Here is a 25,847-nt window from a genome sequence, read left to right on the forward strand (position 1 = left end):
AAGAAAGCCGGCATTGTACAGGTTTGCACCAGAGACTGTGAGGCCGCAGAAACACGGACAAAAACCACTTGCCTCAGGGCGCCGCTGCGGGCAGCATTCCGGTCTGTGTTCCATTCACCCAACGACAGGAAATTGATCATGGCACAAGCAACCGCACGCCACATTCTGGTAGACAGTGAAGCCAAGTGTGAGGAACTGAAGAAAGCCATCGAAGGTGGCCAGGATTTCGCCGAAGTCGCCAAGCAGCACTCGTCCTGCCCTTCCGGCCGTAACGGCGGCGACCTGGGTTCTTTCGGGCCGGGCCAGATGGTTCCGGAGTTCGACAAAGCCGTTTTCAACAGCGAGCTCAATACTGTGATCGGCCCCATCAAGACCCAGTTTGGCTACCACCTGCTGGAAGTCACCAGCCGCAGCTGATCCGATGATCGGCCCGGCCGGTGTTCGGGATATCTCCGACGCCGGCCGGAGTGCGTCCTATTCTGACCCTGCCGGCGGTGCCATAAACCTCGATATCTGCCGTCCAATGCTCTCGACAGGCTCCATGATGGCCTGCTGAATACTGCTGGTCACAACCTGAGAAAACTGCTTACCGGCGGGGCTTTCCAGGAAGTCCAGGTACATTGCCAGCTCCTGGGCGCTGATCTTGTCGTAGGTATAAAGATAGCTGTCGTAGACCTGCTGGCCAACCACACCCCGAAGCATTCCTCGCTGGTTTTCGATACGGCGCTCCAGCTGTTCATAGTGCATTGATTCGCTACTGAGCGCCGACATGGCGGTGGCCAACCCCAGCTGGACAGCAATGGTGGTATCCACCGCGCTTTCAGTTGCCCGAGCGGCCCGGTCGAATCGATCGAACATCTCGGCTTTGCGAGTGCCTTTGTACTTTCGATTCAATTCCGGTGCGCGGGCCCGTATCTGCGGCCAGGCTTCCGGCGCCGAGGCGGCAATCTCTGCGTTCGAGATTTTCCGGGCGACGGGTGTCTGGTACCACTCACTCACCGCCTGAAGCTGTTCGTCCGTGAGCTGTGCTTGCAGATCGGTAATGATCTGTTGCTCAATTTTGTCGGCGCTGAAACTGCTGCTCACCACATAACCAACGGTATCCGCCACCATGGGTGGCACCTGACCGCGTTGTTTCAGCCCTTCCCGAATACCCTGGCTTAGCATCGCCGGGTATTGCTCAACAATGTCGTCAATCGGGGAGGCTTCGAGCACACTGGCGGCATCCGGGGCCGCCTGAGCTGAGCCGACGCCAAGCATGGCAACGACTAAAACAGGTTTAACTAGGGCCAATCGCTTCATTTACCTATCATCCTGGCTAATGCAATGACTCTCTTATGCCATGGGCCCAAGGCTGGCAGCAAGCAATCCAGGGGTTCAGGAGATGACAGTTTGGTAGGAATACGCAACAGGTCAGGCCGAAAGAAAAAGGGCCGCCATAAGGCTGAAAAAGCACGCTGGCGTCGCCTGGCCAAATGGTATGGGCCACCGGTGGCCGGCTTACTGATCGGGATCTGGGCCACGCTCCGCTTCAGCCTGCTGGCTCCGGATCCCCCGGCGAGACCGGAAAATCTTTGCGACATTTTCCGGGAGCATCCGGTCTGGTACGACTATGCCAGCGCGTCGCAACAGCGCTGGGGAACCCCCATTGCCACCCAGATGGCCTTTGTCTATTACGAATCATCGTTTCGAAGCCATGCCAGACCACCGCGTACCCGGCTATGGGGTCTGATTCCGTGGGCAAGACCAACCACAGCCTTCGGTTACGCCCAGGCGCTTGATCCAGCCTGGCAGGAATACCTGGCAGCAAACGATGGTGACTGGCTGACGGTGCGCAGCGATATGAAGTATGCCCTGGATTTCGTCGGCTGGTATAACCGCCTGAGTCACCAGCAACTGGGTATCCCCTATACCGCCCCGAGGGAACTGTACCTGGCCTACCATGAAGGCAGAACCGGCTATGCCCGGCGCTCCTTCGACCGCAAGCCGCAGCTTCAGGCTCTGGCCAGCCGGGTCCGGGCCAGGGCTTACCGCTACCACAACCAGTTGCAGCAGTGCGAAGCGGAGTTCCAGTGCTGGCGCTGGTACCAGTTCTGGCCGTTCTGCTCGGCTGAAGACTGAGCTACAGGGCTCCCGAAATCTCGATCACCGATTCCAGACCCTGCAAACGCTCTACCAGAAACTCCATGACCATTCTGACCCGGGCCATCTGCTGGGTATCCTGGTTTACATGGAGCCAGAGGTCGATGCTTTCGCCCTCCAGAGGATCGGACAGCCGCCGCAATTCCCTGGTGGCGTCGCCCAGGTAACAGGGTAGCACCGCCAGGCCTGCCCCGGCCCGGGCAAGGGCATGCATGGACTGCAGGCTATTGCAGCGAATCACCGACGTGACATTTTTCAGCTGTTTGCGGTACCAGCGCCCCGTTGCCAGGTGGCTAAAGGATTCGTCTGGCAGTATCCAGGTACAGCCTTCCGGCTGATTCTCAATATCCATGTTCCTGTGCCGGCGGCAGTATTTTGCTGCGCCATAGACCGCGGATTCGATTGCGGCAATCCGTTCACCCTCCAGCGTTGCCTGGGGCTTGTTCTCCGGCCGAAGGGTAAGGTCGGCTTCCCGGTGGCTGAGATTAGCCACATCGTTATCGGTGAGAACTTCCAGCTCAATCTCGGGATAGGTGCGCACCATCTCGGCCAGAATCGGGCTGAGCAGTTCATTCATCATCACGTCTTCAGCGGCCACACGAACCTTGCCAACCGGTGCGGAATCATCCCCCACCAGTTTGCGCTCAAGGTTTTCCATATCGGTAGCCAGCCGTTCAGCCTCCCGAAAGGCCATTTCTCCCACGGGGGTGAGCTGCAATCCGCTCTGGTTACGCTCAAAAAACTGCACCCCCAGCGACTCTTCCATCTGATCAAGTCGCCGTAAAACAGTCGTTTGGTGAACACCCAGAATTTCACCGGCTTTTGCAAGCGTTCCGCCTATTGCAAGGGCCCTTATATATCGAAGATAATCCCAGTCCATAATCACTGCATATTTGCAACAAGGGTACGGATTTTAACGTATTCAAGCTGCAAAAAAGAATCCTTAGAATTGAACGTAAATTAAAGATAGATCGCTAACAATCCACCAGATGAAGGAGGAAGGCGCTATGACTCAGAACCATATCGCAACCGTTAAACCGCTGCCGTCCAGTATCCTCCACAACAGTACTGAGGTCAGGCGCCAGTATACCCGCGCTGCCGCAAGGCAGGCGATGCAGTTTATCAGCCGCAAGGTGCGAATTTTCAATCGCAAGGCGGTAGCCGTGGCGCAGGATATGCCCCAGGTTCAGGGCGGCCACTAAAACAGACTGCACGCCTTTCGGGGTTGCTGAATAAAAAACGCCGGCATGTTTCCATGCCGGCGTTTTTTTGTTCGCTTGTACCTGGTCAGAATTCCCAGATCACTTTGCGTTTCTGCTCAAACCACTCGTCCATCTTGCGGTTGTAGAAATCCTCGATGACATTGCGTTTGATCTTCATGGTGGGTGTGAGCATACCGTTTTCCATGGTCCAGGGTTCACGCACCACGACTACAAAAGCCACCTTTTCGTGGGACTCACATTCCGCATTCACGGAGTCCAGTTCCTCCGCCAGCTCTTGTTCCAGCTCGCTGCGACTGCCTCCCCGCTCCAGTTCATCGCGGGCTTCCTCGGAAAGCAGTACCATCAGGCACGGCTGGGGCTGGTTGGCACCGGCCACACACACCACTTCCGCCTTGGGGTGATTGAACCGGTTCTCGATAGGCACCGGCACCACGTATTTGCCCTTTGAGGTTTTGAACAGGTCCTTAACCCGCCCGGTAATGCGCAGGCATCCATCACGGTCAATTTCACCCATGTCACCGGTTTTGAGAAAACCGTCATCCGTCAGGTCTTCCCGGGTTTTTTCCTCGTTCTTGTAATAACCGAGCATCTGGCCCGGGCTCCTCACCTGAACTTCGCCGCCCTCCCCAATCCGATGTTCAACACCCGGGTTGGCCATTCCAACGGTGCCCACCTTGGCCTGGCCCGGACGGTTGGCATGGGAATAGCCGAAGTTCTCCGACATGCCGTAGACCTCCAGCAACTCCAGACCAAGGCTTCGGTACCAGCCGATGATCTCTGCCGAGAGCGGAGCCGCACCGGTGAGTGCCGCCCGGCAATGATCCAGCCCCAGCTGTTTGAGCACCTTCTTCTTAACCAGCGTGTTCAGAATCGGGATATTGAACAGCAGTTTCTGCTTCTTGGGCGGCAACTTCGCATTCACCCCCAGGTAGAATTTCATCCACAGGCGAGGCACCGAGAAAAACAGGGTTGGCCGGGCCCGCTGCAGATCCTCCTGGAAGGTATCCAGCGAGTTGGCAAAGTACAGATGGAAACCGTAATACAGTGACTGGGTCTCTACCGCCGCCCGTTCGGCCACATGGGCCAGGGGGAGATAGGACAACATACGTTCGCTGGCCGATACGGGGAATAGCTGCTGCAGCCCGTCGGCAACCGAGATCATGGTCCGGAAGCTGTGCATCACGCCTTTCGGCCGCCCGGTACTGCCAGAGGTGTAAACAATGGTGGCCAGATCATCGGGATCGGGCAGTTTCGGTTTCGCCGGGGACTGTTCGGCGACAATGTCCTGCCATTTGGGCGTGTCGTCCCGAGGCGATAGCGGCAGCGAGATAATCGGTAATTGCTCGGGAATATGGCCCTTGATGTCATGCCAACCATCGGCCGTGCCGTCGAGTTTGCCGAGAAACAGCATCTGAGCTTCACTGTGGTCCAGAATATAGGCTGCGGTCTCGCCATTCAGAGTTGGATAGAGCGGCACGCTGACGTGCCCTGCTGCCCAAATGGCCAGATCGGACAGAATCCAGTGGGCGCTGTTTTTGCCCAGAATCCCGATATTGCTTCGCTGCGGCAGCCCCAGCGTGTTCAGGTGGGCGGCCATGCGCGACACCTGGTCGGCGGCTTCACGCCAGGTAATATCTTCAACACGCCCGTCGGGGTAGGGCTGGGTCAAAAAAACGTTGTCGGGAGTATGCTCTGCCCAGTAATAAAGGCAATGCAGCGAAGTCTGCTTGTTCGGATCTACGGCCATTGTGCGTCCTTGTTATTGTTTTCTTCCTCTCCATACTAGCCAACTTTCCGGCCCCCTCAATAGCAATAACAATCCCGGTGATTGGCCGTTTAGCTCGAATCTGAGACCTGTCACTCAAAATACTTCGTGACATCCGTCAAGTCTGGTCTAGATTGAAAGTTGCAGCGTAAAGATTGTCATCACCTCAGGAGGTCGTTATGAAATCGTCAACGCGCTCTGTTCTGATCTTTCCGGCCTGGGCCCTGATTCTGGTCGGTTCCGGTGCCTTTCTCTACAGCGCCTGGGCAGGCATGCTCGGTTCCTGACCGTTAAACGCTAACGTTTGAAGCGGGTTTCCAGCACGACGGCTGAGTTGGTTCGTTCGACGCCTTCGAGATTGCCGATGTCGTCCAGCACCTTACTTAACTCCTCCAGAGTACGGGCCTGGACAATCGCTATAAGGTCATATTCCCCGCTCACGGCAAATAACTGTGCCACCTGACTGATACGCTCCAGTTCCGTGTTGGTTCGTGCGGTCAGCTTCTGCCGGACCTTGATAGACACGTGGGCTTCCACCTGCCCTTCCAGATAATCCCCTCCCAGGATCACCGAATAGCCTCGAATGACACCGCTGGCCTCCAGCCTGGCAATGCGATTCTGAATCGTCGATCGGGACACGTGCAGTGCTTTGGCCAGTTCGGTCACACTCGTACGGGCATTGCGCCGGAGCAGGGCAAGCAGTTTCTGATCGCGACTTTCTGTCATTTTGACCCCTAAACTTATCATTTCAACAAAACAATAGATCATTTCGAACATTCTGACACTGCAAACCGGCGGCTTACGCACTCATACTGATAAAAAACAATTTTGAGGTGCCGCCATGATTATTCGCCCGGTTCGTCATGACGACCTGAACGATCTGTACGAGATAGCCTGCGAGTCCGGCCCGGGATTTACTTCCCTGATGCCGGACAAAGACCGGCTATCCCGAAAAATTGAGGGCTCAATTCGCAGCTTCCGCTCACAGGCCGTCGACCACAGCGAACAACGCTACCTGTTTGTGCTTGAAGAGGAGACTTCCGGGCAGATCATGGGTACAACCGGCATTACCTCTGGAACCGGCCGGTCGCAACCGCTTTACCATTTTCGCCACAGCACCCTCACTCATCACTCCAGAGAGTTGGGGCTCCGGCGCTCCGTGGGCGCGCTCACCCGCTGCGTGCACTATCGGAACTGTACGGAGTTCTGTTCACTGTATCTGCGCCCGGCTTTTCGCCGCGCCAATGCCGGCAAATTACTCTCCAAAGTCCGCTTCGCCTTCATCGCCCAACATCTGGACCGCTTTCCAAACCTGGCCATTGCCCAGATGCGGGGTGTGGCCGATGAACACGGCCAGTCGCCCTTCTGGGACTGGCTGCGGGATCACTTTATTGATCTGGATTTCAGCCAGGTCACGCAACTGGCGGGTGCCGGTTCACTGGACTTCGTCGAGGACCTGATGCCCTCATTACCGCTCTACACTCATTTGATGAGCAACCCGGCCCGGGCTGTCATCGGTCAGGTGCATCCGGACACCAGGCCCGCGCTGGCCATGCTTAAGGCAGAGGGGTTCCGCCATCGTGGAATGGTGGATCTGTTCGACGCCGGCCCCACCGTTGAATGCCGGACAGATAACATCCGTAGTGTCCGGGGAGCTGCACTGATGTCGGCAGAGATCAGCACAACCGGAAACCAACACCTTCCAGACACAGGCCGCCCGGTGCTTGTGACCAATACCGGGCTCGAGGACTTTCGAGCGATGGTTGTGAATACAGACATTCACGCCCTGGCCAGCGGCCGGATCGAGCTTTCAACCAAGCAGGCCGATGCGCTGGGCCTCAGTGTGGGCGCATCGGTACGAACCCTGCCCCTGGGCCAGCAAGCCATTCCGGCGGCCTCAATCCATGTCACAGATTCTGCGGAGGTTCACTATGCACTCTGACGTCGACACCCTGTTTCGCGCGCTCTGGGAAGACTACCGGGCCGTAACACCTTCGGCAGACCGCATTCATGGCCTGCTGGCCGAGCGCGAGAACACCGCCATCGTGAATGATCACATCGCCCTGAGAACCTTCAACCTGGCGCCGGTGGGTCTGGACGCCCTGGCTGCGCATTTTCTGGCTTTAGGTTACCAACCCGGTGGCGAATACCATTTTGAAGCCAAGAAGCTATACGCCCGGCATTACGAGCACCCGGACCCGGAGGTGCCAAAAGTGTTTATCTCCGAACTGCTGGTCGAACAATGCTCAGACCAGCTACAAGCGGTGGTGCAGGGTCTGGTAGACCAGATCGACCCGAAAAGGGTGCAGGCTGATGACTTTCTCTACTCAGGCCGACACTGGAATCTGGATTACTCAACCTATCGACAGTTTCTTGAGGAAAGTGAATACGCCGGCTGGCTGGCAGCCTGGGGCTATCGCGCCAACCACTTTACCGTGAGCATAAACCACCTGGACACGATTCACTCGGTACCAGACATCAACACGCTGCTGAAAGAACAGGGTTTTTCCGTGAATGCCAGTGGTGGAGAAGTGAAAGGTTCACCGCAGGACTGCCTGGAACAGTCGTCCACTATGGCCGACCGTGTTACCGCGCACTTTAGCGACCAGGACGCAGTCATTCCGAGCTGCTTTTACGAATTTGCCAAGCGCTACCCAATGGCCAACGGCAAACTCTATAGCGGTTTTGTTGCCGCCTCCGCCGATCGGATTTTCGAGAGCACCCATAGTTAAACCAGGGAAGGCTTCAGGGCCAGCCTTCCTCACCCAGCAGCGGGACAAAGCGAACATCGCCGTAGCTCGCCTGCTCATACTCGGAATCCGACAGTCGGGTGATGCAGAGCAGTTCCTGAAGGCCGCCCTCTGTGCCCACCGGAATCACCAGCCGCCCGCCGACCGCCAGTTGCTGCTTGAGGGCCGCCGGCACCGCAGGGGCTCCGGCAGCCACGCAGATGCCATCAAATGGCGCCGCCTCTGTCCAGCCTAACGTACCGTCTGCGCATTTCACATGCACCTGGGTGAAGCCTGTTCGGTCCAGATTCTTGCGCGCCTGGGCCGCCAGTTCCGGAATACGCTCAATGGAAAAAACTTCCAGAGCGAGACTGGCCAGGACGGCGGCGGCGTAGCCCGAACCGGTGCCAATATCGAGCACTCGCTCGCGGCCCTTGAGACACAGAGCTTCTGCCATCAGGGCAACGATGTAGGGCTGAGAAATGGTCTGACCCTGGCCAATGGGTACCGGGTGGTCCTCATAAGCCTCGAAGCGCAGATGTTCGGGGACAAACTGCTCTCTGGGCACGCGCTCCATGGCCTCCAGCACCCGTCCATCGGAAATACCCCGAGGCACCAGCTGGCACCGGACCATGGCCCGTCGGATATCACTCAGATCTTGTCCGTCTTTGTTCATAAGGCGTCCCTCCTCATGCTTACCTGTCGTTACAAAGGCATAACTTTTTTACAACAGTGCGAACACCCGGGACTGACTACTTTTTAACCATAGGTTACTCCCGATACCGACACAGGAGAACCAGACAACAACAAAAAGATCAGGGCCCATAAACCGGCCCGAATGGAGCGCAGACCATGTCAACATCCGTGGATCATCTTCAGGAACGTACCCAGGACGCCAGCGACCTGCTAACGGACATCGTACCCTCGGCCATTACTCTCGCCACCATGCTACGCCACCGGAAAATGGCGGCCTGGTTGCGGGAAGAATTTGATGGCTACACCGACAAGGACAAGGCCCCGCCCTACCGACGCGACCTGCCCGGTCACATTGTTGCAAAATCACCCCAGTACGGCTGGATTCCAGCGCCGGTGGATGAGCGCCAGACCGCGGAATACGGTCACCTGAACCTTCCGGAGGGCATCAAGTCCCTGGAGCAGGTGTGCCTGAACTGCAAGAAAGGCAATGGTCATCGGGCGTTGCTGGACAAAGACGACATGGCCCATGTGCAAAAGCAAATCAACCTCAAGGCGGAACTGGCGATCAACCTCAGCCGTGAAGTTTACTGCCGCCTGCTGCGTACCATCCGCTCGGCGATCTACCTCTGGACAGAGTCCCTGGCCGACGCCGGCATGACCGGGGAACACAATCATTACAGCCCGGAAGAACGCAAGACCGTGGAGCACCTGGACACCCCTGAGGTATTCTGGCGCCAGGCCATGGAGCAGGTGGATGAACTGCCTGTGCCCGATGTCAGGGAACTGGGTTTCCTTGAACGTATGTTTGGGCGCGCCGGCTAAGCCCCAGCCATTGCCGCCCGCAGCGTCGGGCGGCAGAAGCCAACCGCGATTTGCCCCTACCGGGATTGAACGATCAGGCTATACTGCCGTCAGATAGACTGCCCAGGCATTACGGACACCACAGGGACAGCCTTTGATCGTACACCGCAATGGAGGCGCAGAATGCAGGAAGCTCGTTACCCACTCACCCTGTACTGGCTTCTCCTGGCTCTGGTGCTTGCGGTTCCGGCCAGGGCCCAGGGCAATGATGGACTGATCAACCGCATTGAAGCCCTGCAGGCTGGTTACCCGGTATCGGTGCTGGAATCCCGGCTATATGCCAAGGAAGCACTGACGCGATTCTACGAAGCCAGAGGGTACACGCTGGCCTGGGAGGACCCGAGCAATCGCAGGGAATTACTCGAAGCCATCCGGGCAGTGGCCGGTGACGGTCTCAGCCCCGGCGACTACCACTACGACACCCTTGCAGCACTCGCCCTGAAAGACCTGAATGACAGTGCCGAGGAATTACAGACCGACCTTGACCTTGTGCTCTCGGATGCCTTCCTGCTACTGGCGTCCCACCTGCACCACGGCAAGGTCAACCCCACAACCATCCATGCGGAATGGACCGCCAACCGCCAGCAAAGGGAGATGCAGTCGGTCTTGTCCGAAGCCCTGGCCAGCGGCACCGTCTACACCACTCTGCAGGATCTCAAACCCCGCTCTGCGGCCTACCATCAACTGGTACAACGACGTAAAGCGCTGGGTGAGCTGATCGGCGCAGACTGGCCGGCTATCGTTTCGGGACCAAGTATCCGACCAGGCGATACCGATAACCGCATACCCGACATTCGTCGTCGCCTGGCAATGCTGGGCGACCTCTCCGGCGACTCGCCAGAAGCCTCGAATCACCAACACTACGACGACGCCCTGGCCACTGCGATCCCCTTATTCCAGGCCCGACACGGCCTGGAACCAGATGGAATCGTCGGCCGGGACACTCTGACAGCGCTGAACCTGTTGCCCCTGGAACGGATATACCGCCTGGACGCCAACCTGGAACGGTGGCGGTGGTTACCGGAATCCCTGGGAGAAACCTATGTCGTCGTTAACATCGCCGGTTTTGAGCTGGTGCTCGTAGAGAGCGGCGAGCAGGTCCATCGCCAACGGGTAATTGTTGGCAGGCCATACCGGCAGACGCCAGTATTCAGCGATCGCATTCGCTACCTGGTTTTCAATCCGACCTGGACGGTACCCCGGAAGCTGATGATCGAAGACCAGCTACCGATCATACGGTCAGATCCGGAGTATCTGGAGCGCCTGGGCTTCAAGGTTTTCAGAGGCTGGGGCGCAAACCAGAGCGAAGTCGATCCAGCAGAAATCGACTGGACGAAACTCTCGAAGAACAACTTTCCCTACCAGCTGATTCAGCAGCCCGGCCCCCAGAATGCGCTGGGCCAGGTCAAATTCATGTTCCCGAACCGGTACGATATCTACCTCCACGATACACCGGCGCAATCGCTGTTCACTCGTCTGGAGCGAACCCTGAGTTCCGGCTGCATCCGTCTGGAACGCCCCTTTGAGCTGGCCGAACGATTGCTGGCAAACACCAACGGATGGAACAAAAAGCGAATTGAGCAGACCCTGGCAACCGCCGAACCGGCAACCGTAGTGCTATCGGAACCGGTGCCTGTGTACCTGCAATACTGGACCACCTGGATTGATCCGGCCGGCGTTCTCCAGTTCCGGAACGATGTGTATGATCGTGACCGCCGTTTGCTGCAGGCACTGCGTGCAGATTCTGAGGGTAAAGCGTCACTGACACCAAGGAGCCTCTGATGAGACTGAAGCTTACAATGCTGGCGATCTCGGCCATCGTACTGTCCGGATGCCAGAACCTTCCGAACGCAAAGGAAGGGGCCAACCGTAATGTTGTTTTTCTCAAGGCCACACACTGTCTGGAGGAACCCGTCGGCGACCAGGATCGTATTCATTTTGGCCCCTGCCTGAAGATTACCGACATCAATGGAGAAGCGCCGACCGTGCGCAGCGACGGCTTTATTGAGCTGCCCGTTGCCCGGCCTGTAACCCTCGGTACCAGCTGTGTCTACCGCCATGCCGATGGCACTCCGATTCCTGCAACCGTGGGCACCGCAGAGTTTCAGGTGGACAGCACCACGTTTCCGGAAGGCGGCCAGCGTTGGTACCTGCATGCCCATGAGCAAGCAAGAGGGGTGGTTGGCTGCCAGCCAACACTCTCCACGTCGGTGTTTCCGACCCGAAAAACGGACTGAAAAGAACTCTATTGCGGCGATGGCCAAATGACGGGGCCGTTACCATCCCTCCACAAAACCCGCTGAAAATTGCGTACCTGGAAGCCCTGTGCCACGGTTAAAAAGCAACCCTTGAAAGGAGGACACGAAATGCTCTATTGGGCTATTGTTTGTCTCGTAATTGCAGTGATCGCAGGTATTCTGGGTTTTGGCGGTATTGCAGGCACAGCAGCCGGCTTCGCGAAGATACTGTTTTTCGTCTTTCTGGTGCTTCTGGTGGTGTCGCTGGTCGTTAACGCCCTGCGCGGTAAGGGGCCAAAGGTATAGCATCAGCGATTTAACGGTCGTGGCCCTCCGGTAACCACGAGGGCCACCCCGGCTACCGCCACCACTCCCCCGGCAATGGCCAACGGCCCCAACCGCTCATTGAACAGAATAAAAGCTTCCAGTGCCGTTACCGGTGGCACCAGATAAAACAGACTGGCCACCTGCGAAGCCGCACCGCGACGAATAAGCCACATCAGAATCAGAATGGCACTCACCGACAGCCCGAACACCAGCCATCCCAGGGCCAGACGGAATTGCAGTGTCCATTCGATGTGCCGGGTCTCCAGGGTGAAGGCACCAATGGCGAAGAACGCCGCAGCCGCCGTATACTGAATCATGGTGCCCGATATCAGATCCACTCCGGTTCCGAAGCGCTTCTGATAGACCGTACCCAGGGAAATGCCGATCAACGACAAGCCTGCCCAGAGTATGGTGACCGGTGAAAAACTACCGCCATTAGCACCGCTGCCCAGCTTTTCCGCCAGCACCAACGCCACACCGGCCAGCCCCATGACCAGCCCCAGCCACTGCCTGCCAGCAACCGACTCACGAAGAATCAGAACCGCTGCCAGCGCCGTTACCAGCGGTTGCAGACCAACAATCAGTGAGACCAGGCCCGAAGGCATGCCTTGATCGATGGCATAGAACACGCCGCCCAGATAGGTTCCCTGCACCAACAACCCGGTAATCGCCAGATGTCCGGCCCCACGCCAGCCCGGCCAACGGGATTTCATGGCCACCGCGAGGACTGCCAACGGCACCAGCGTCAGCAACATACGGATCATCAGAAGGGTAAAGGGTTCCGCATAAGGCAGACCATACTTGGCGCCAATGAACCCGGTGCTCCACAACCAGACAAACAGGGCGGGCACAAAAAAGGAGTAATAGATCGGTGGCATAAGTACCGGCAGAGGCTGGAAAAAGAGCCTCGACTATACCCGGCCAATCAGGCCGGGAACAGGTACAGCCTTGCCATTACAGAGACACAGTCACCCTATGGGGCGGTGAGCATTGTCTGAAGCTTCTGGGTAAACTCCACCGCTTCGCAACCAAGCGGGGTCAGGTAACCACCATCCTTCTGGCTTATCAGCCCTTTGGCAAACAAGGATTCCGCCGCGCGCAGCGTTTCCGGCGCCGCACTGTGAGCGTGCACCTTGATGCCCTCCTGGGTAGAGGCGGACGGAAACTGCAGTAACAGGTTCAGCTCAGCAAGGTGGTTCGGAGAGAACGGCATAAAAGCTCCTTATGGTCAGCGTTCTCTGCAGTTTAGCCCAAACAGTCGTGGACCGAAGCAGAATCACAAAGAAATTGATCCAGATGCATAGTTTGCCTGACTATCCTAAAGTTATTGTCTTCAAAGGCCCGATCCCTGCCTGTCACCGGCACAGAAAAACGGCAACACGGACACGTTGATCATGGATAACACACCAGCTCAGACCACCGACAATGCACCTCGTTCTTTGCGCCATCTGAGCGTCTACCTGGCCACACTGGTCAAAGGCAGGCTTTGGCTTAAAGTGCTCATTGGCATGGGGCTTGGTCTGGTGGTGGGCACCCTGCTTGGTCCTTCGGTCGGCCTGGTCGAACCGGACACGGGCACCTTGATCGGTAACTGGCTGGCGTTTCCGGGACAGCTCTTCCTCGCCACTATACAGATGATCGTCATACCACTGGTGATTGCCTCGGTGGTGCGAGGACTGGCCGCCAGCGACAACCTGGAACAACTCCGGAAAATGGGTACCCGGGTTACCCTGTTTTTTGTCATTACAACCGCCATTGCAGCCACTATCGGCCTCTGGGTGGGCGGCCTGGTTAACCCGGGAGATCTGATGACCGGCCTGACCACACCGCCAGCCGATGCCGCGCCGGTGGCCGCCGACATCCCCGGCCTGGACGCCATCCCCCAGACACTGATTGGACTTCTGCCCGGCAACCCCCTGGACGCCATGGTGGAAGGGCAGATGCTGCAGGTGGTGATTTTCTCCATCATCATCGGCGTTGCGCTGGTCAGTATGTCGGGCGACAAAGCCAAGCCGATGCTCGACCTGCTCGATTCACTGCAGCAAATCTGCATGACCGTGGTTCGCTGGGCCATGCGCCTCGCCCCCTATGCCGTGTTTGGCCTGATGGCACAACTGACGACTACCCTGGGTTTTCGTGCCATGATTGGCATGGCCTCGTATGTGGCAACGGTGCTGTTCGGCCTCGCCGTCCTGATGGGGTTTTATCTGGTCATTCTCAAACTGCTGGCAGGTGTACGGCCACTGCAGTTCCTGAGGGATACCCGTGATGTCTTGCTGCTGGCATTTTCGACCTCCAGCTCCGCCGCTGTCATGCCCCTGTCTATCCGCACCGCAGAGGACAAACTGGGGGTGCGCCCGTCGGTTTCCCAGTTTGTAATCCCCCTGGGCGCCACCATCAACATGAATGGCACTGCGCTTTATCAGGCCGTCGCGACCGTTTTCCTGGCCCAGGTCTACGGCATCGACCTCAGTGTTGGCAGTATGGCCCTGGTGGTCGCCATGGCAGTAGGTGCCTCCATAGGGTCGCCGGCTACCCCGGGGGTCGGCATTGTCATTCTGGCAATGGTACTGCAATCGGTGGGTGTACCAGCCGCAGGCATTGCCTTGATCATGGGCGTGGACCGAATCCTGGATATGTGCCGAACCGCCATCAATGTGACCGGCGACCTGGTTGCCTGCCGGCTGCTGGAGAACTGGTCGGGCAAGCGACTTCCGCCGCCAGCCGGACCGATTGCCGGCGATGCCTGAAGACAACGGCCAATTTGTGACCCCATGAACAATCGGTATCATGAAGGCACGAAACTCCTACACTTGAACGGCCATCTACCGCGATAATAGACGTAGTGTGTCATTCAGAAACAAAGCTTCGGGTTCTTGATGAGTTTCAGCGGTACATCCTTGACAACCAGAGTCACCATTGCCCTAGTCACCGGACTCCTTCTCGCGGCAGCTACGGCCCATGCCGACAGCATCAAACGCATCGTGCATCCGGACGGACGAGTGGAATTCACCAATGTGAAAAGCAAAAGCCAGCCACGAGCCTCCACCAAGAGTGAAACCGTGTATCGTTACACCGACGAACACGGTGTCGTGGCCTACAGCAGCCAGCGCCCGGGCAACGCCGACTTCGATGTTATCCGCTTCCACTGCTACGCCTGTGACCCGGAATCCAGCGTCGACTGGCACAAAACGCCATTGTTCCTGAGCCCCTATCGCAGTGAAATCCAGACCGCGGCAGCTGAATTCAATGTTGACCCGGCCCTGGTGCGAGCCGTTATACATGCCGAGTCTGCCTTCAACCCCAAGGCCATTTCACCGGTCGGTGCCCAGGGACTGATGCAGCTGATGCCGGGGACGGCACAGGAACTGGGCGTAAAAGACCCACTGGAGGCCAGCGAAAACATCCGCGGCGGTGTCGACTACCTGGCCAAAATGCTCAAACGCTTTAATGGTGACACTCGCCTGGCGACCGCCGCCTATAACGCCGGCCCCGGCGCCGTTGGCCGCTACAGGGGCATTCCGCCTTACGCGGAAACCAAAGCCTACGTGGAACGTGTAGGTATCCTGCACCAGCGCTACGCCGCCAACTGATGGGCACCATCATCAAACGGCCCGAGATCAAGGGCGATATCGTGCATGTCGCCAACGACCGCTACGGCAATATTCTGGTGATTGATGATCGCAAACACCGGATTCTCAGTTTTGATTCCGTGTTTGAGCAAAGCAAAATTCTGCGTCGGGCACCCCATGTTCCCGTCCACGAATACAGCCGTGCCATGCTGCTGCCCATTGCCTTCGCCAGGCCCGACCACATCACTGTGCTTGGTTTGGGTGCAGGCGTCGTCGCCCACGGCATACACCGCCTGTTACCCGACAGTCAGGTTCATGTGGTGGAGTTGCGTCAAAAGGTGTTCGAGACCGCACGGGACTGGTTCTCGTTCCCGCAACATGAGCGCCTTCATGTCACCGTCGCCGATGCCTGGCATACACTGGAAACGCTTCCGGGGGCCAGCACCGCCATGATTGTCACGGATCTGTACAGCGCAGACCGGATGTCGCCCCTTCAAGCGCAACGCCGGTTCATCAAGGCCTGTGCCCGGGCACTCAAACCTGACGGCTGGCTCGTTCTGAACTATCACCGCATGCCGGAGCCGGACGGTAACCTGCTGCGCGAGCTGAAACGCCAGTTCCCGTGTCTGCTCACCTTCAAAAGCAAAACCAACAACTGGGTTATCTATGGCTGCAAGCGGGTGTTTGATCCCTGGCAGATACCCGACTCAGTCCTCAAGGCATTGGAAGAACAACTGCCGGTTGGATGGCCCGCGCTGATGAAAAAAATCCGGGTCTTATAAAATCCGCCCTGCCGACCACGAAAAATCTTACTCCGTTTTACATTTTTTTATGTAATTGCCGGTAATTGTTCATAGTTTTCAGGCTAAACTCTGCGCCTCTCTACACCCTCTCTTACTCATGTAAAGGAACAAAGCATGGCATTTGAGTACGGAGCTCAAAAACTCAACATCCGGAATCCATTCCGGTTCGAAGGGCTGGTCCGGTCCATTCGTGGTGCAATTCTGCTGGCGATTGGCGTCTATCTCCTGTTTCAGATTCAACCCCTGCTTGGTACCGACAAACCCAGGGCCTGGGTTAACCTGTTGATCGGCGGCCTGTTTGTAATGGGCGGGTTGAAGGCGCTGGGCGGAGGCCTGTTCCAGGTCATGCGTTTCTTCGTGGGCCGCGCCGCGCCGGCCTCACTGGCCAAAAACGTTGCCCGTGAAGCCGTGAACGAACGCGAGCCGACCCTGTATAACTCTAAAATGCTCCACAACATGCTCATGAGCAAGAGCAACCCGACCTTTATCGAGCCCACCGGCTGGTTCGCCCGGGCGGTTCACTCGGTCTTTCCCAACCTGATTGTCACGCCCTGGCCAATTCGCAACGTCGCTCAGAATCTGGCCATGAAACTGACCAAGAGTTTCGTGGCCATCGCCGCCTTTCTGGTGGCCAGCCTGGTGGTCACCATGGTGTTCTCAGGCACCGAAGGTGCGGATGTTGGCAGCACGGTTATCTCACTGATCCTGCAAGCGTCATTGCTGGTGTACCTGGGGCTGTTGTGGGTCAAACTCGGCAACCCGCTGTCCCGCAGTAACATGACCAGCCTGAGCCAGACCACCAGCAAGGGACTGGCGCTGGTGATCATTGGTGCCATCGCAGTGCCCATCCTGACTGCCCAGGGCTGGCTTGGCTTCTGGGACAGTCTGCACGTCAGTGCCCGCCAGGATTTGGCCGGCCTGATGCCCCTGCTTGAACCGGTTTTCCGTACCGGGTCCCTGCTGACCCTGACTATCGTCTGTGCTCTGACGACAGCGGCCATTGCGGTGGTTTTGATCAAAGCACGCATTGGCATGGTGCCCATCGCAACCAGCAGCTCTGAACTCAACAATAGCTGGCGATTCGATCTGCACCCACGCCAGATCTTCACGACGCTGCGCGACCTGGTGTTGATGCAAAAACGTCAGCAGGAGCTGCCGAACCGGGTATATCTGGACAGCAACGACACCGGTGATGCCAACCGGGAGAATGAGCAGTTCAACGGCGACCTTCTGGTCGAAATACAGCCTGTTGTCGAAGACCGCGAAGAGCCAAAATCCCTGCGCTGGGCCCGGGCAAGCGGAACCATCGCTGGCCAGATACTCCTGTTGGCGGGTGCCCTGCTGCTCTGGCTGGGTGCCGATCGCGTGATGGACCATGTTTACGCTCTGGATCAGCTTCGCGCTACCCGGCTCGATGTCGACCAGGCATTGAACCTGCTGTTCGTCCCCGCGGGCGCCACGGCCGCCATCCTGCTTGCCAGCTTGCTATTGCTCGGCTTCGGCCGGACACTGTCCAGAATCTGCCATCTGTTCTGGGCCGAGATCTTCTTTAAGTCCAACCTGTTCGATATGCACTGTGAAGGCACGGTGATGCGGGCAACTCATTACCGCGGCGCCGACCGTCACAGTGCGTCCAGTGAACAGGATGTATTCAGTTTCGACGCCACCTACTTCGCTCTGGCAACTGAAGCGGTCAGCTCAACGTTTGCAGTCTCTGGCCAGCAAAACCTGGAGCAGCCGAGGTATCTGCTGTCCCTGTCGCCATGCGATGGATTCATCAACAGCGTGGTTGGCGACCTGGAAGACCAGTTCCGTCGCCGCAACGACGAAATAAAGAACGAAAAGCAGGCCGACCGCGAACAGCGGCTCGACTATATCCGCCAGGAGCAGGAAGCGCGCAGAACCGGGGATATGGCTGCCCAGGGCCTGGTTGCACCAGAGCAGCGGGCATCACTGGAATCAGACGTGGTGTCCGATCAGGACCGTGAGAAGATTGCCCGCTGGGAGGGCGACACAGCCGATAACTGATGGCAAATCAGACAGCACACCAGGAGCTCTTCGGAGCTCCTTTTTTGTCGGGCACAACATGAAACTCTTACGGATACTCACCAATCAGAACGGTATTAGCCGCCGACAGGCCAAGACCCTGCTCGCCGCCGGCCGTGTTCAGGTTGATGGCGAGCGCTGCCATGACCCGGACCTGGACATCCAGCGGTTTCGTGAAGTGTGCGTTGACCAGCGAATCATCCAGAGCGCGGCCCCTGCGTATTACCTGATGCTGAACAAACCATCGGGCTATCTGAGCGCCACCCGCGATGACCAGCACCCCACCGTTATGGAACTGATTGACCCATCGCTTCGGCCACATGTGCACATCGCAGGGCGACTGGACAGGGCAAGCACCGGGCTATTGATTCTCAGCAGTGACGGAGTCTGGAGCCGACGGCTGACCGAACCGGCGGTCAAAATCCCCAAGGTATACCGGGTAACCACGGCTTACGCCATCTCACCGGAGACAGAGGATCGGTTCAGGGAAGGCATCTGGTTCGAGTACGAACAACTCAGAACCTCGCCCGCGTCGCTGGAGCCATTGGGAGAGCGGGAAGTACGGCTGACGATCTACGAAGGCCGCTATCATCAGGTGAAACGCATGTTTCACGCCGTGGGCAACCGGGTGACCTCATTGCACAGGGAAAGCATGGGCGGGCTGACTGTGGATGGGCTAGAGCCAGGCAGCTACCGCCATCTCAGCGCACAAGAGGTCAGCTCAATCGGCTGACCTCTTGCCATATCATCAGGCGCGGCTGAGGAATTTGCGCTCTTCCACGTTCACGCGAATTCGGTCACCCGTGGAAATGTGCTCAGGAACCTGTACCACCAGGCCTGTGGTCAGGCGGGCGGGTTTGGTTCTGGCGGTTGCCGAGCCACCCTTGATGGACGGATCGGTTTCTTCAATGGTCAGTTCCACCGTCGGCGGCAGGTCAATGGCCACCGGGTTTTCGCTGACCAGAATCACCATTACCCCCTGGGTGTCCTCCGTAATGAACAGCAACTCATCCTCAATGGCACTGCGGTTGAGCATGTACTGAGTAAAGTCTTCTGTATCCATGAACACATACTCATCACCATCAGCGTAGGAGAAGGTCGCTTCCCGGCGCACCAGATCCGCCAGATTGAGCATGTCCGAGTCCTTGAAGGTCTCATCCAGTTTCTGGTTGGTGACCACATCGTACATGCGCATCCGGTAAAGGCTGCCTCCGGCACGGCCCTGGGGCACGGAGCGCTCGATATCCTTCACGAAATAGACGCGGCCTTCGTATTCAACCGCCTGATTCTTTTTGATTTCACTTGCTTTAGGCATGACATCCGGTTCCAGAATAGTTAGTCATCACGGGCGCTGGTATACCACGACTGGCGGTAATATGCGATAGCCCTCAGCCACTCGCCTTTGACAATTCATCCCGGGTGCGCAAACGCCCTTCACGGCGTATCTGTGCCTTGGCATAACGGCGCTTCTGGTCCTCGGTTTCCGGGATTACCTGGGGCACATCCACCGGCTTGCCCTGTTCATCGAGTGCCACAAAGGTAAAGAAGGCGGACAAAATATGGCGAGTCTCGCCGGTATAGCTGTTCTCGGCCTCCACCTTCGCACCGATCTCCATCGAGGAGCCCCAACTACGGTTCAGTGACAGATTGAACAACAAGGTGTCATTGCCTTTGGCGGGAGCGCGAAAATGAATGGAATCCACCGCCGCCGTCACACAGACATGGGCCGAGTGCCGCTCCGCGACCACCAGTGCCAAGCGGTCACACTTCGCCATGATCATGCCCCCGAACACCGTATTGTGGGAGTTCATATCGTTCGGAAACACTTTATACACATGCTTTTCAATAGCTGAAGCAGAAACAGCTTTTGCAGGTTTATCGGTCATGAAACGGTCATTCCTGTGTGTGTTTACCCACACTTTCTGTGGATAACTTTGTTAGCAAGGCAAGGACATGCGATCACAGGCAGCATAAACACTGCGTTTGCGATCCCTGCGGTTAATTTGATCAGATATACTGCACGTTTTAATGACAACAACAAAGCGGGCATTACCCCCGAAAGGATTCACATACCGGAAAGGAGTTTCCAATGATCGTCTGCGGCCCTATCGTACGCCACTCCAATCGCACCATGCTCAACCTATGGCTGGTATTAGACCAGCGTCCCGAGAGCATTCAACTGAATACCTATCTGGATGATGCCAGAGCATCACCAGTTACCAGAGACTGCGACGCCGAGTTCATACCAGCAGGCGATAACTGCTATATCTGCATGCTGTCGACGGACCTTCCCCTCGACAACGCCGAGCCTTATCACCAAACCAATGAGCTCTTCTACGAAATAGTACTGGATGGCGAGCCCTTTGGAGACAGCCAGCTGCTGGCGACACTTTGCCCTGGCACGGACAAGCTGCCCAGTGTTTACCTGCCCCGGGAGCATCGGCATTTCATTCAGGCCTCCTGCCGGCGTCCTCACTCCCCGGGGCAAGACAAAAAGCCGGACCAACTCGCCCGGGGCGCCCGTTTGCTGGCGGAGAATCTGCGCGAGGAGAGCCGGCCAAGCCAGCTGTTTCTGACCGGCGACCAGATCTACGCCGACGATGTGTCACCCTTGCTGCTGGATTATCTGGGCAAGCTGCAGAAACACCTTGGACTGGCCGACGATCTGAAAAACCTGCCGGCGGGCAAAGACCTGCACCGGCTGTCGAAACTGGATGACCGGCACTGGGTAACCCGAAGCCCCTACGGATTCAGCTCCAGCGCCAAAAGCTCTCACCTGCTGACCCGTGCCGAATATCTGAGCATGTACCTGTTTGCCTTCTCAGGCGCCGGACACCAGTTTGGCCTCGACTTCGCGGGCCACGACGAACTCAAGCCACGGCTTGCCAAACAGCCCGCCAATACCCGGGATGGCCGGAACCCGCCGGTGCAATATGTCTACACGGAGCGACAACACGCAGAAGACCACCGTAATCTGTCTGGCTTTGCACATCTGGCCCGTTCGGAGGTCCGCCAACTGCTCGCCAACACGGTGACCTACATGATCTTTGATGACCATGAAGTAACCGACGACTGGAACATCTCGAAACAGAACGCCCGGCAACTGAGCACCACGCCCATTGGCCGGTACGTGCTGATCAACGCTCTGCAGACTTACTTCCTCTGCCAGCACTGGGGCAATCAGCCCTCTCTGGTGAAGTCCGAAGTGGCAAAACTCAAAACGCTTCTCGAACAGGATACGCCAGCCGACCACAAAGAATGGGACTGGTTGCTTGAGCGGTACTGGGGCTACGAACTGGAGCAGACACCGCCGGTGGCGGTGCTGGATACCCGCACCCACCGGGAATTCAGCAAGCGAGGCAAACACTCCCTTGGCCTGATGTCTGATCAGCAGATCCAGCAACTGGGCCAGCGACTCTCCGGGTTTCATCAGTGTCGCACTCTGATTGTGGTCTCACCGACCCCCACCTACGGGTTCAGTCATATCGAATACCTGCAGCTGAATTTTCCCATGTTCAAACGCACTCTGGATCGGGAACCCTGGAATGCGGACACGGCATCGCTCGAGGCTCTGAAATCATCCTGCTGTCAGTTACCCGGTGTTGAGCATGTGGTGGTTTTCTCTGGCGACGTACACTACGCCTTTGCCCGAAGGCGTCAAACCAGCCTGGGGCCCGTTCTCTGGCAGATCTGCAGCAGCGCCTGCAACAACGTACCCATGGGTGAGAATATCGGCTTGAGGGCCATCAACAGGATCGGCGAGTTACTGGGCAAAAACCAGGAAAGTTACCTGCTGCCGGAAGACAGCGACTTCTTCCTGACCAGTGACCGCAATATCGGCACCTTGATGCTTGACGATCAGGGCTGCCCGGTCCAGGCGGGATTGCTGTGTGCGGGAGAAAACGGCAGTTACCAGAAGCGTTACGATCTGGTGAACTACCGGGAAACCAACTGAAGCGACAGGAGCCACCAGACAGGTGGCCCCGGCAGGGATCAGCCCAGTACGTCGAAGTGGGCTGCATCCTGCTCAATGCACCAGTCCAGCTTCTCCAGATAAGCGGCCTTGGTTTTGAGCTTGGTTTGCTTATGGGCGCGCATGTTCAGTTGCTTCATTTGCGTTGCCACCTCTGTGGCGCGCTCCGCCAACTGTTCCGGCGCCACAATTTCATCCAGGAAGCCGGCCGCGATAGCCGTTTCCGGGTTAAAGATCTCAGCGTTTACCACCGAGCGGTAGAAGTAAGGAGCCGGCATACGATGGCGCGCAATCTCAATGCCCGCATGGTGCATGGTCATACCAATGGCCACTTCATTCAGGCCCAGCTTGAAGCCACCCTCTACCCCGATTCGATAATCCACTGAAAGCAGAACGAACGCGCCCTTGGCGATGGCGTGGCCACTGCAGGCGGCAATAACCGGCAGCGGAAATGCAGCCAGACGACGGGTAAACGTAGAGCCCACCTTAACCAGCGCCATGGCCTCTTTCGGGCCTTTCTGTATTTCCTTGAGATCATAGCCGCCGGAAAACATCCCCGGCTGGCCCGTGAGAATGACAATGGCCTTATCCTGCTCTGCCTGGTCCAGCGCGGCATTCAGCGCGTCAAATACCTCATGGCTCAGAGCATTAGCCTTGCCATTGTTCACGGTAATGGTGGCAATGCCGTCGTTCAGTTCGTAAGTTACGAGTTCTGTCACCTGAATTTCCTCATCTACTGCCAGAATTAAGTGAGTGTTTGTTAACTGTATAGCGAACACCGGTCATGGGCAACGCCAAAATCCCGATCAACGGTCTCAGGATTCTGACGCCTTCCCGGAGCCGGAAGTTCGCCGGTACATCCACGCCAGGCCAAGCAGCGCCAGCCCCAGCCCCATAAAGGCAGCAACCCGCCACAGTCCCTGCAGCCCGGCCATATCCACCAGAAAGATCTTGCCGATGACCAGACCAAGCAGAATCATTCCTGCCTTGTGCAGCAGTTCGCTCTGGTTACGTGTGGACCAAAGGATCGCGGCAATCGAGTAGAGCATACCAATCACCGAGTAGGTATAGAGCTCGCCCTCCCCCATTCCACTGGACAGAGTCATCGCACTGCCCTGCCACAGATGCCGGATTTCGAGCAAAGTGAACACCCCGAAAGCCACTGCAGCCGTACAAAGAGACCAGCGAACGGGCACAAGATCGGAGTATCGAGCGCTGGCCAGAGCCAGAAGGACCGGCGCGCCATACGCCAGCAACAGCAGATTGAATACCGGAGTACTGCCAATAGTGCCGTCGGTCCACCAGGGGTTGTGCACCACGGCAACAACGAGATAACTCAGAACAGCGATCACCGTCAGTGCCCTCGCCAGCAACCGGTAAAGCCACCCCAGCGTTCCCGCGACCCTGGACCGGAAAACGTAGACGATGCTCAAAGCGCCCCAGAGCACGGTATTGATTGACGCCTCGGTTACGCCATATTGCCGCGCAAAAATATCACCATTGTATAGCCAGTAACGAAGCTCCACGCCCAGGAACAGAACCAGCAGATGCAAGGTGACAGCTTCCAGCCAGGGCCGAATGGCCTCCTTTCTGGCCAGCCAGGTAGCAGCGCCAGCAAACAGCGTGGCCCCTCCGTAGGTCCAAAGGGACCAATGCCCACCCGCATCGTAGCTCTGCAACCATGGATTGAAGGTCAGTCTCGCCACCACAATGGCCAGTAAAACCTTGAGAATCAGGAACAGCTCGGGCGCCTGGTATCGGCGTCCAAGCCAGACCAGGCTGACGAACTGAGTGGCCAGCGCCAATGTCATTGACGCTTCCTGCAACCACATGGCAACCGCCATGGAATAGCACGCGTGGGCAGCCAGTATCGCCCAGACCAGGCCAACGCGATAACCTTGCGAGTGCTCCAAGCGCCAGGCAACGACACCATAGACCGCCGCCGCCAGGAGCGCGACCAACGCCCAGTTGCCTGCAGCCTGCCCGCCCTGAACAAGCAACCACCCCAGTAACAGCCAGATAACGGGCGCCAGCATCGCCAGCGACGCCCACCGCCTCAGCTCCAGCTGCGTCCGCCACTGCCAGAGGACGCTCAATACCACCAGCACAGAGGCAAGAATCAGATAGGTGATGAAGGGCTGCTGGAAACTCTGTCCCAACGGCCTGAACAGAACGTCCTGACTCAGATCGGCAGAATAGACAAGCCAGCCGGCAAACGTGGCCAACACCGCGGCCCAGGGCAAAAACCACAGTCGCTGTCGGCTTTGGGGCAACAATACGGCGACCGGTAGCATCCATAGCCACGCCAGAAAAGCGGGATCATCCGTCGATTGCCAGGCAATAGACGCTCCCCAGGCCAACAGTGTTGCCAGCAAGGCGTCTCTTCGACGCTGCAGGGGAAGCAGGCCATCTCCGGGCAAGACCGAAAACAACAGGAAAAGCACGGGAAGATAACAGGACACCGCCAGGCCGTGGCGTCCACTAACGGCAACCAGAAGCCACCAGAGTCCGGCGCCGGCCAGGGTGCCAAACCAAAGCCAGGGACGGTAGACATACTGCATCAACAGCAGGGAGCTGACGGTGATCACAACGCTGTAACTCAGCACAAAGACGGCACTTCCGCCTTCGCCCCCGACCAGCAGCGGCACCAGATAGGCACCCGATAGCCCCATAATGGCCAGTAATGGGCCATGCACAAGCGCCAGAAACATGGTCACGACGGAAACCAGTGCCAGCGCGAAAAGCGCCGGTACGGGCCCGATCAATCCATAATGATGAACGCCCGCCAACAAGGCTGCATAGAGTGTGACACTGCCACCGCCGGCCAGTGCTGCAAAGACCTGATACGAACCCATGTGACGCCGACGAAGATATTCCGCGCCTGCATGCAGCCCCAACCCGGTCAACAACGCCATCAGCAACTGATGCACTGGTCCGATAAGTCCGGCGGAAATCGAATGGCTCACCATAAAGATCCCGGCAAGACTGACACTCAGCGCGCCAATCCAGACCATCCAGTTGGCTTTGAATGCCGCCACGCCACGGGATACCAGAGCATCCGACCGATTCACGGGAACGGCAATTGCTGAGTCTTCCGCGACCGGCTCCCGAGATGTCTCTGCGTCTGTCGTTTCTGCCACCGAACTTGCTGGCTCCCGCACGTACCCGACATCCGCCGGCACATCCGGGGTGGCCGGCGTCACCGGATCCAGCAGAGAACCCCCGGTATCGCGAAGCCTGGAAACCTCTGCCCGGAGGTCGGCGACTTCCCGAGCCAGATCCTCGACCCGGGAGGCGTGACGGTCTCTTTGCCGGAACGCCAGAAAGCCCAGAAGTGAGCCCACAGGCACCAGCAGCACGCCAGCTCCGATAACGAGAAAGAGTAATGCTTCCAATGGACGTTTCCTTGTCTTGTCAGTTGCGAAAGATCACTGTCAGTGACATAAAAGCAGTATTCTAGCCGCAAAGTCATG

At 57.6% G+C, this 25,847-nt stretch carries 26 protein-coding genes; 15 read left to right on the forward strand and 11 right to left on the reverse strand.

Annotation, left to right across the window (positions count from 1 at the left end; translation table 11 throughout):
• The first annotated feature begins 138 nt into the window (after positions 1–138).
• Positions 139–417 (forward strand): peptidylprolyl isomerase, encoded by a 279-nt coding sequence (locus QPL98_RS05545; RefSeq protein WP_008939100.1) that lies wholly within the window; start codon positions 139–141, stop codon positions 415–417.
• Positions 418–474: 57 nt separating this feature from the next.
• On the opposite strand, the gene QPL98_RS05550 is transcribed toward QPL98_RS05545, so the two are convergent.
• A complete protein-coding gene (locus QPL98_RS05550) occupies positions 475–1,302 on the reverse strand; it encodes a DUF2059 domain-containing protein (protein ID WP_303292869.1) in 828 nt (275 codons plus the stop codon).
• Positions 1,303–1,392: 90 nt separating this feature from the next.
• Between QPL98_RS05550 and QPL98_RS05555 the strand changes: the two genes are divergently transcribed.
• Entirely contained in the window at positions 1,393–2,121 is a 729-nt protein-coding gene (locus QPL98_RS05555; protein ID WP_303292870.1) for a lysozyme-like domain containing protein, read from the forward strand.
• Position 2,122: 1 nt separating this feature from the next.
• Here QPL98_RS05555 and QPL98_RS05560 read toward each other — a convergent pair whose 3' ends face one another.
• Complete coding sequence (locus QPL98_RS05560; protein WP_031210210.1) at positions 2,123–3,022, reverse strand: LysR family transcriptional regulator; 900 nt, start codon at positions 3,020–3,022, stop codon at positions 2,123–2,125.
• A 127-nt stretch (positions 3,023–3,149) separates the two neighbouring features.
• On the opposite strand from QPL98_RS05560, the gene QPL98_RS05565 reads away from it, so the two are divergent.
• Positions 3,150–3,344, forward strand: coding sequence for a hypothetical protein (locus tag QPL98_RS05565; RefSeq protein ID WP_014422246.1), 195 nt, complete (start codon positions 3,150–3,152; stop codon positions 3,342–3,344).
• A gap of 85 nt (positions 3,345–3,429) precedes the next feature.
• On the opposite strand, the gene QPL98_RS05570 is transcribed toward QPL98_RS05565, so the two are convergent.
• Complete coding sequence (locus tag QPL98_RS05570; RefSeq protein ID WP_183576608.1) at positions 3,430–5,112, reverse strand: AMP-binding protein; 1,683 nt, start codon at positions 5,110–5,112, stop codon at positions 3,430–3,432.
• Between the two features lie 315 nt (positions 5,113–5,427).
• Positions 5,428–5,856 carry an Lrp/AsnC family transcriptional regulator gene (locus QPL98_RS05575; RefSeq protein WP_014422248.1) on the reverse strand — a complete coding sequence of 143 codons (429 nt, stop codon included), beginning with the start codon at positions 5,854–5,856 and terminating at the stop codon, positions 5,428–5,430.
• Positions 5,857–5,971: 115 nt separating this feature from the next.
• Here QPL98_RS05575 and QPL98_RS05580 point away from each other — a divergent pair, with 115 nt between their 5' ends.
• A complete protein-coding gene (locus tag QPL98_RS05580; protein ID WP_011786332.1) occupies positions 5,972–7,072 on the forward strand; it encodes an arginine N-succinyltransferase in 1,101 nt (366 codons plus the stop codon).
• Entirely contained in the window at positions 7,062–7,862 is an 801-nt protein-coding gene (locus QPL98_RS05585) for a DUF1338 domain-containing protein (protein WP_278350310.1), read from the forward strand. Before QPL98_RS05580 ends, QPL98_RS05585 begins: the two co-directional genes overlap by 11 nt.
• Positions 7,863–7,875: 13 nt before the next feature.
• Here QPL98_RS05585 and QPL98_RS05590 read toward each other — a convergent pair whose 3' ends face one another.
• Complete coding sequence (locus QPL98_RS05590; protein WP_303292871.1) at positions 7,876–8,535, reverse strand: protein-L-isoaspartate(D-aspartate) O-methyltransferase; 660 nt, start codon at positions 8,533–8,535, stop codon at positions 7,876–7,878.
• A gap of 176 nt (positions 8,536–8,711) precedes the next feature.
• On the opposite strand from QPL98_RS05590, the gene QPL98_RS05595 reads away from it, so the two are divergent.
• From QPL98_RS05595 to QPL98_RS05610, 4 genes are all read left to right on the forward strand, one after another.
• On the forward strand, positions 8,712–9,377 hold the full coding sequence (locus tag QPL98_RS05595) for a hypothetical protein (RefSeq protein WP_278350312.1): 666 nt from the start codon (positions 8,712–8,714) through the stop codon (positions 9,375–9,377).
• 162 nt (positions 9,378–9,539) lie between these two features.
• Positions 9,540–11,198 carry a murein L,D-transpeptidase gene (locus tag QPL98_RS05600; protein ID WP_303292872.1) on the forward strand — a complete coding sequence of 553 codons (1,659 nt, stop codon included), beginning with the start codon at positions 9,540–9,542 and terminating at the stop codon, positions 11,196–11,198.
• Entirely contained in the window at positions 11,198–11,653 is a 456-nt protein-coding gene (locus tag QPL98_RS05605; protein ID WP_199452390.1) for a hypothetical protein, read from the forward strand. Before QPL98_RS05600 ends, QPL98_RS05605 begins: the two co-directional genes overlap by 1 nt.
• Before the next feature lie 129 nt (positions 11,654–11,782).
• The gene (locus tag QPL98_RS05610) at positions 11,783–11,959 is read left to right on the forward strand and encodes a DUF1328 domain-containing protein (protein ID WP_011786343.1); all 177 of its coding nucleotides are present in this window, start codon (positions 11,783–11,785) and stop codon (positions 11,957–11,959) included.
• Between the two features lie 2 nt (positions 11,960–11,961).
• Here the strand turns inward: QPL98_RS05610 and QPL98_RS05615 are convergent, their stop codons facing one another.
• On the reverse strand, positions 11,962–12,858 hold the full coding sequence (locus tag QPL98_RS05615; protein ID WP_303292873.1) for a DMT family transporter: 897 nt from the start codon (positions 12,856–12,858) through the stop codon (positions 11,962–11,964).
• 95 nt (positions 12,859–12,953) lie between these two features.
• Positions 12,954–13,193, reverse strand: a complete 240-nt coding sequence (locus tag QPL98_RS05620) for a TIGR02647 family protein (RefSeq protein WP_011786345.1) — start codon at positions 13,191–13,193, stop codon at positions 12,954–12,956.
• A gap of 181 nt (positions 13,194–13,374) precedes the next feature.
• On the opposite strand from QPL98_RS05620, the gene QPL98_RS05625 reads away from it, so the two are divergent.
• The 5 genes from QPL98_RS05625 (at position 13,375) to QPL98_RS05645 (ending at position 19,134) form a co-directional block, all read left to right on the forward strand.
• Positions 13,375–14,730 (forward strand): dicarboxylate/amino acid:cation symporter, encoded by a 1,356-nt coding sequence (locus QPL98_RS05625; RefSeq protein WP_153740982.1) that lies wholly within the window; start codon positions 13,375–13,377, stop codon positions 14,728–14,730.
• A gap of 129 nt (positions 14,731–14,859) precedes the next feature.
• The gene (locus QPL98_RS05630) at positions 14,860–15,573 is read left to right on the forward strand and encodes a lytic transglycosylase domain-containing protein (protein WP_303292874.1); all 714 of its coding nucleotides are present in this window, start codon (positions 14,860–14,862) and stop codon (positions 15,571–15,573) included.
• Positions 15,573–16,334 (forward strand): spermidine synthase, encoded by a 762-nt coding sequence (locus QPL98_RS05635; protein WP_303292875.1) that lies wholly within the window; start codon positions 15,573–15,575, stop codon positions 16,332–16,334. The genes QPL98_RS05630 and QPL98_RS05635 overlap by 1 nt, the downstream gene beginning before the upstream one ends.
• Positions 16,335–16,469: 135 nt before the next feature.
• Positions 16,470–18,383, forward strand: coding sequence for a hypothetical protein (locus QPL98_RS05640; RefSeq protein ID WP_023011180.1), 1,914 nt, complete (start codon positions 16,470–16,472; stop codon positions 18,381–18,383).
• A gap of 58 nt (positions 18,384–18,441) precedes the next feature.
• The gene (locus QPL98_RS05645) at positions 18,442–19,134 is read left to right on the forward strand and encodes a pseudouridine synthase (RefSeq protein WP_014422264.1); all 693 of its coding nucleotides are present in this window, start codon (positions 18,442–18,444) and stop codon (positions 19,132–19,134) included.
• 15 nt (positions 19,135–19,149) lie between these two features.
• On the opposite strand, the gene yeiP is transcribed toward QPL98_RS05645, so the two are convergent.
• Both yeiP and QPL98_RS05655 read right to left on the reverse strand, forming a co-directional pair.
• Positions 19,150–19,716: an elongation factor P-like protein YeiP gene (gene yeiP / locus QPL98_RS05650; protein WP_011786351.1), complete on the reverse strand. Its 567-nt coding sequence runs from the start codon at positions 19,714–19,716 to the stop codon at positions 19,150–19,152.
• Between the two features lie 73 nt (positions 19,717–19,789).
• Positions 19,790–20,287: an acyl-CoA thioesterase gene (locus QPL98_RS05655; protein WP_022991506.1), complete on the reverse strand. Its 498-nt coding sequence runs from the start codon at positions 20,285–20,287 to the stop codon at positions 19,790–19,792.
• 203 nt (positions 20,288–20,490) lie between these two features.
• Here QPL98_RS05655 and QPL98_RS05660 point away from each other — a divergent pair, with 203 nt between their 5' ends.
• Positions 20,491–22,356: an alkaline phosphatase D family protein gene (locus QPL98_RS05660; protein WP_303292876.1), complete on the forward strand. Its 1,866-nt coding sequence runs from the start codon at positions 20,491–20,493 to the stop codon at positions 22,354–22,356.
• Positions 22,357–22,394: 38 nt separating this feature from the next.
• Here QPL98_RS05660 and QPL98_RS05665 read toward each other — a convergent pair whose 3' ends face one another.
• Both QPL98_RS05665 and QPL98_RS05670 read right to left on the reverse strand, forming a co-directional pair.
• On the reverse strand, positions 22,395–23,093 hold the full coding sequence (locus QPL98_RS05665; protein ID WP_303292877.1) for a crotonase/enoyl-CoA hydratase family protein: 699 nt from the start codon (positions 23,091–23,093) through the stop codon (positions 22,395–22,397).
• Between the two features lie 96 nt (positions 23,094–23,189).
• Positions 23,190–25,769 (reverse strand): DUF2339 domain-containing protein, encoded by a 2,580-nt coding sequence (locus QPL98_RS05670; RefSeq protein ID WP_303292878.1) that lies wholly within the window; start codon positions 25,767–25,769, stop codon positions 23,190–23,192.
• Positions 25,770–25,847 lie beyond the last annotated feature (78 nt).

The sequence above is a fragment of the Marinobacter sp. ST-43 genome (assembly GCF_030541085.1).
Taxonomy (GTDB): Bacteria; Pseudomonadota; Gammaproteobacteria; order Pseudomonadales; family Oleiphilaceae; genus Marinobacter; species Marinobacter nauticus.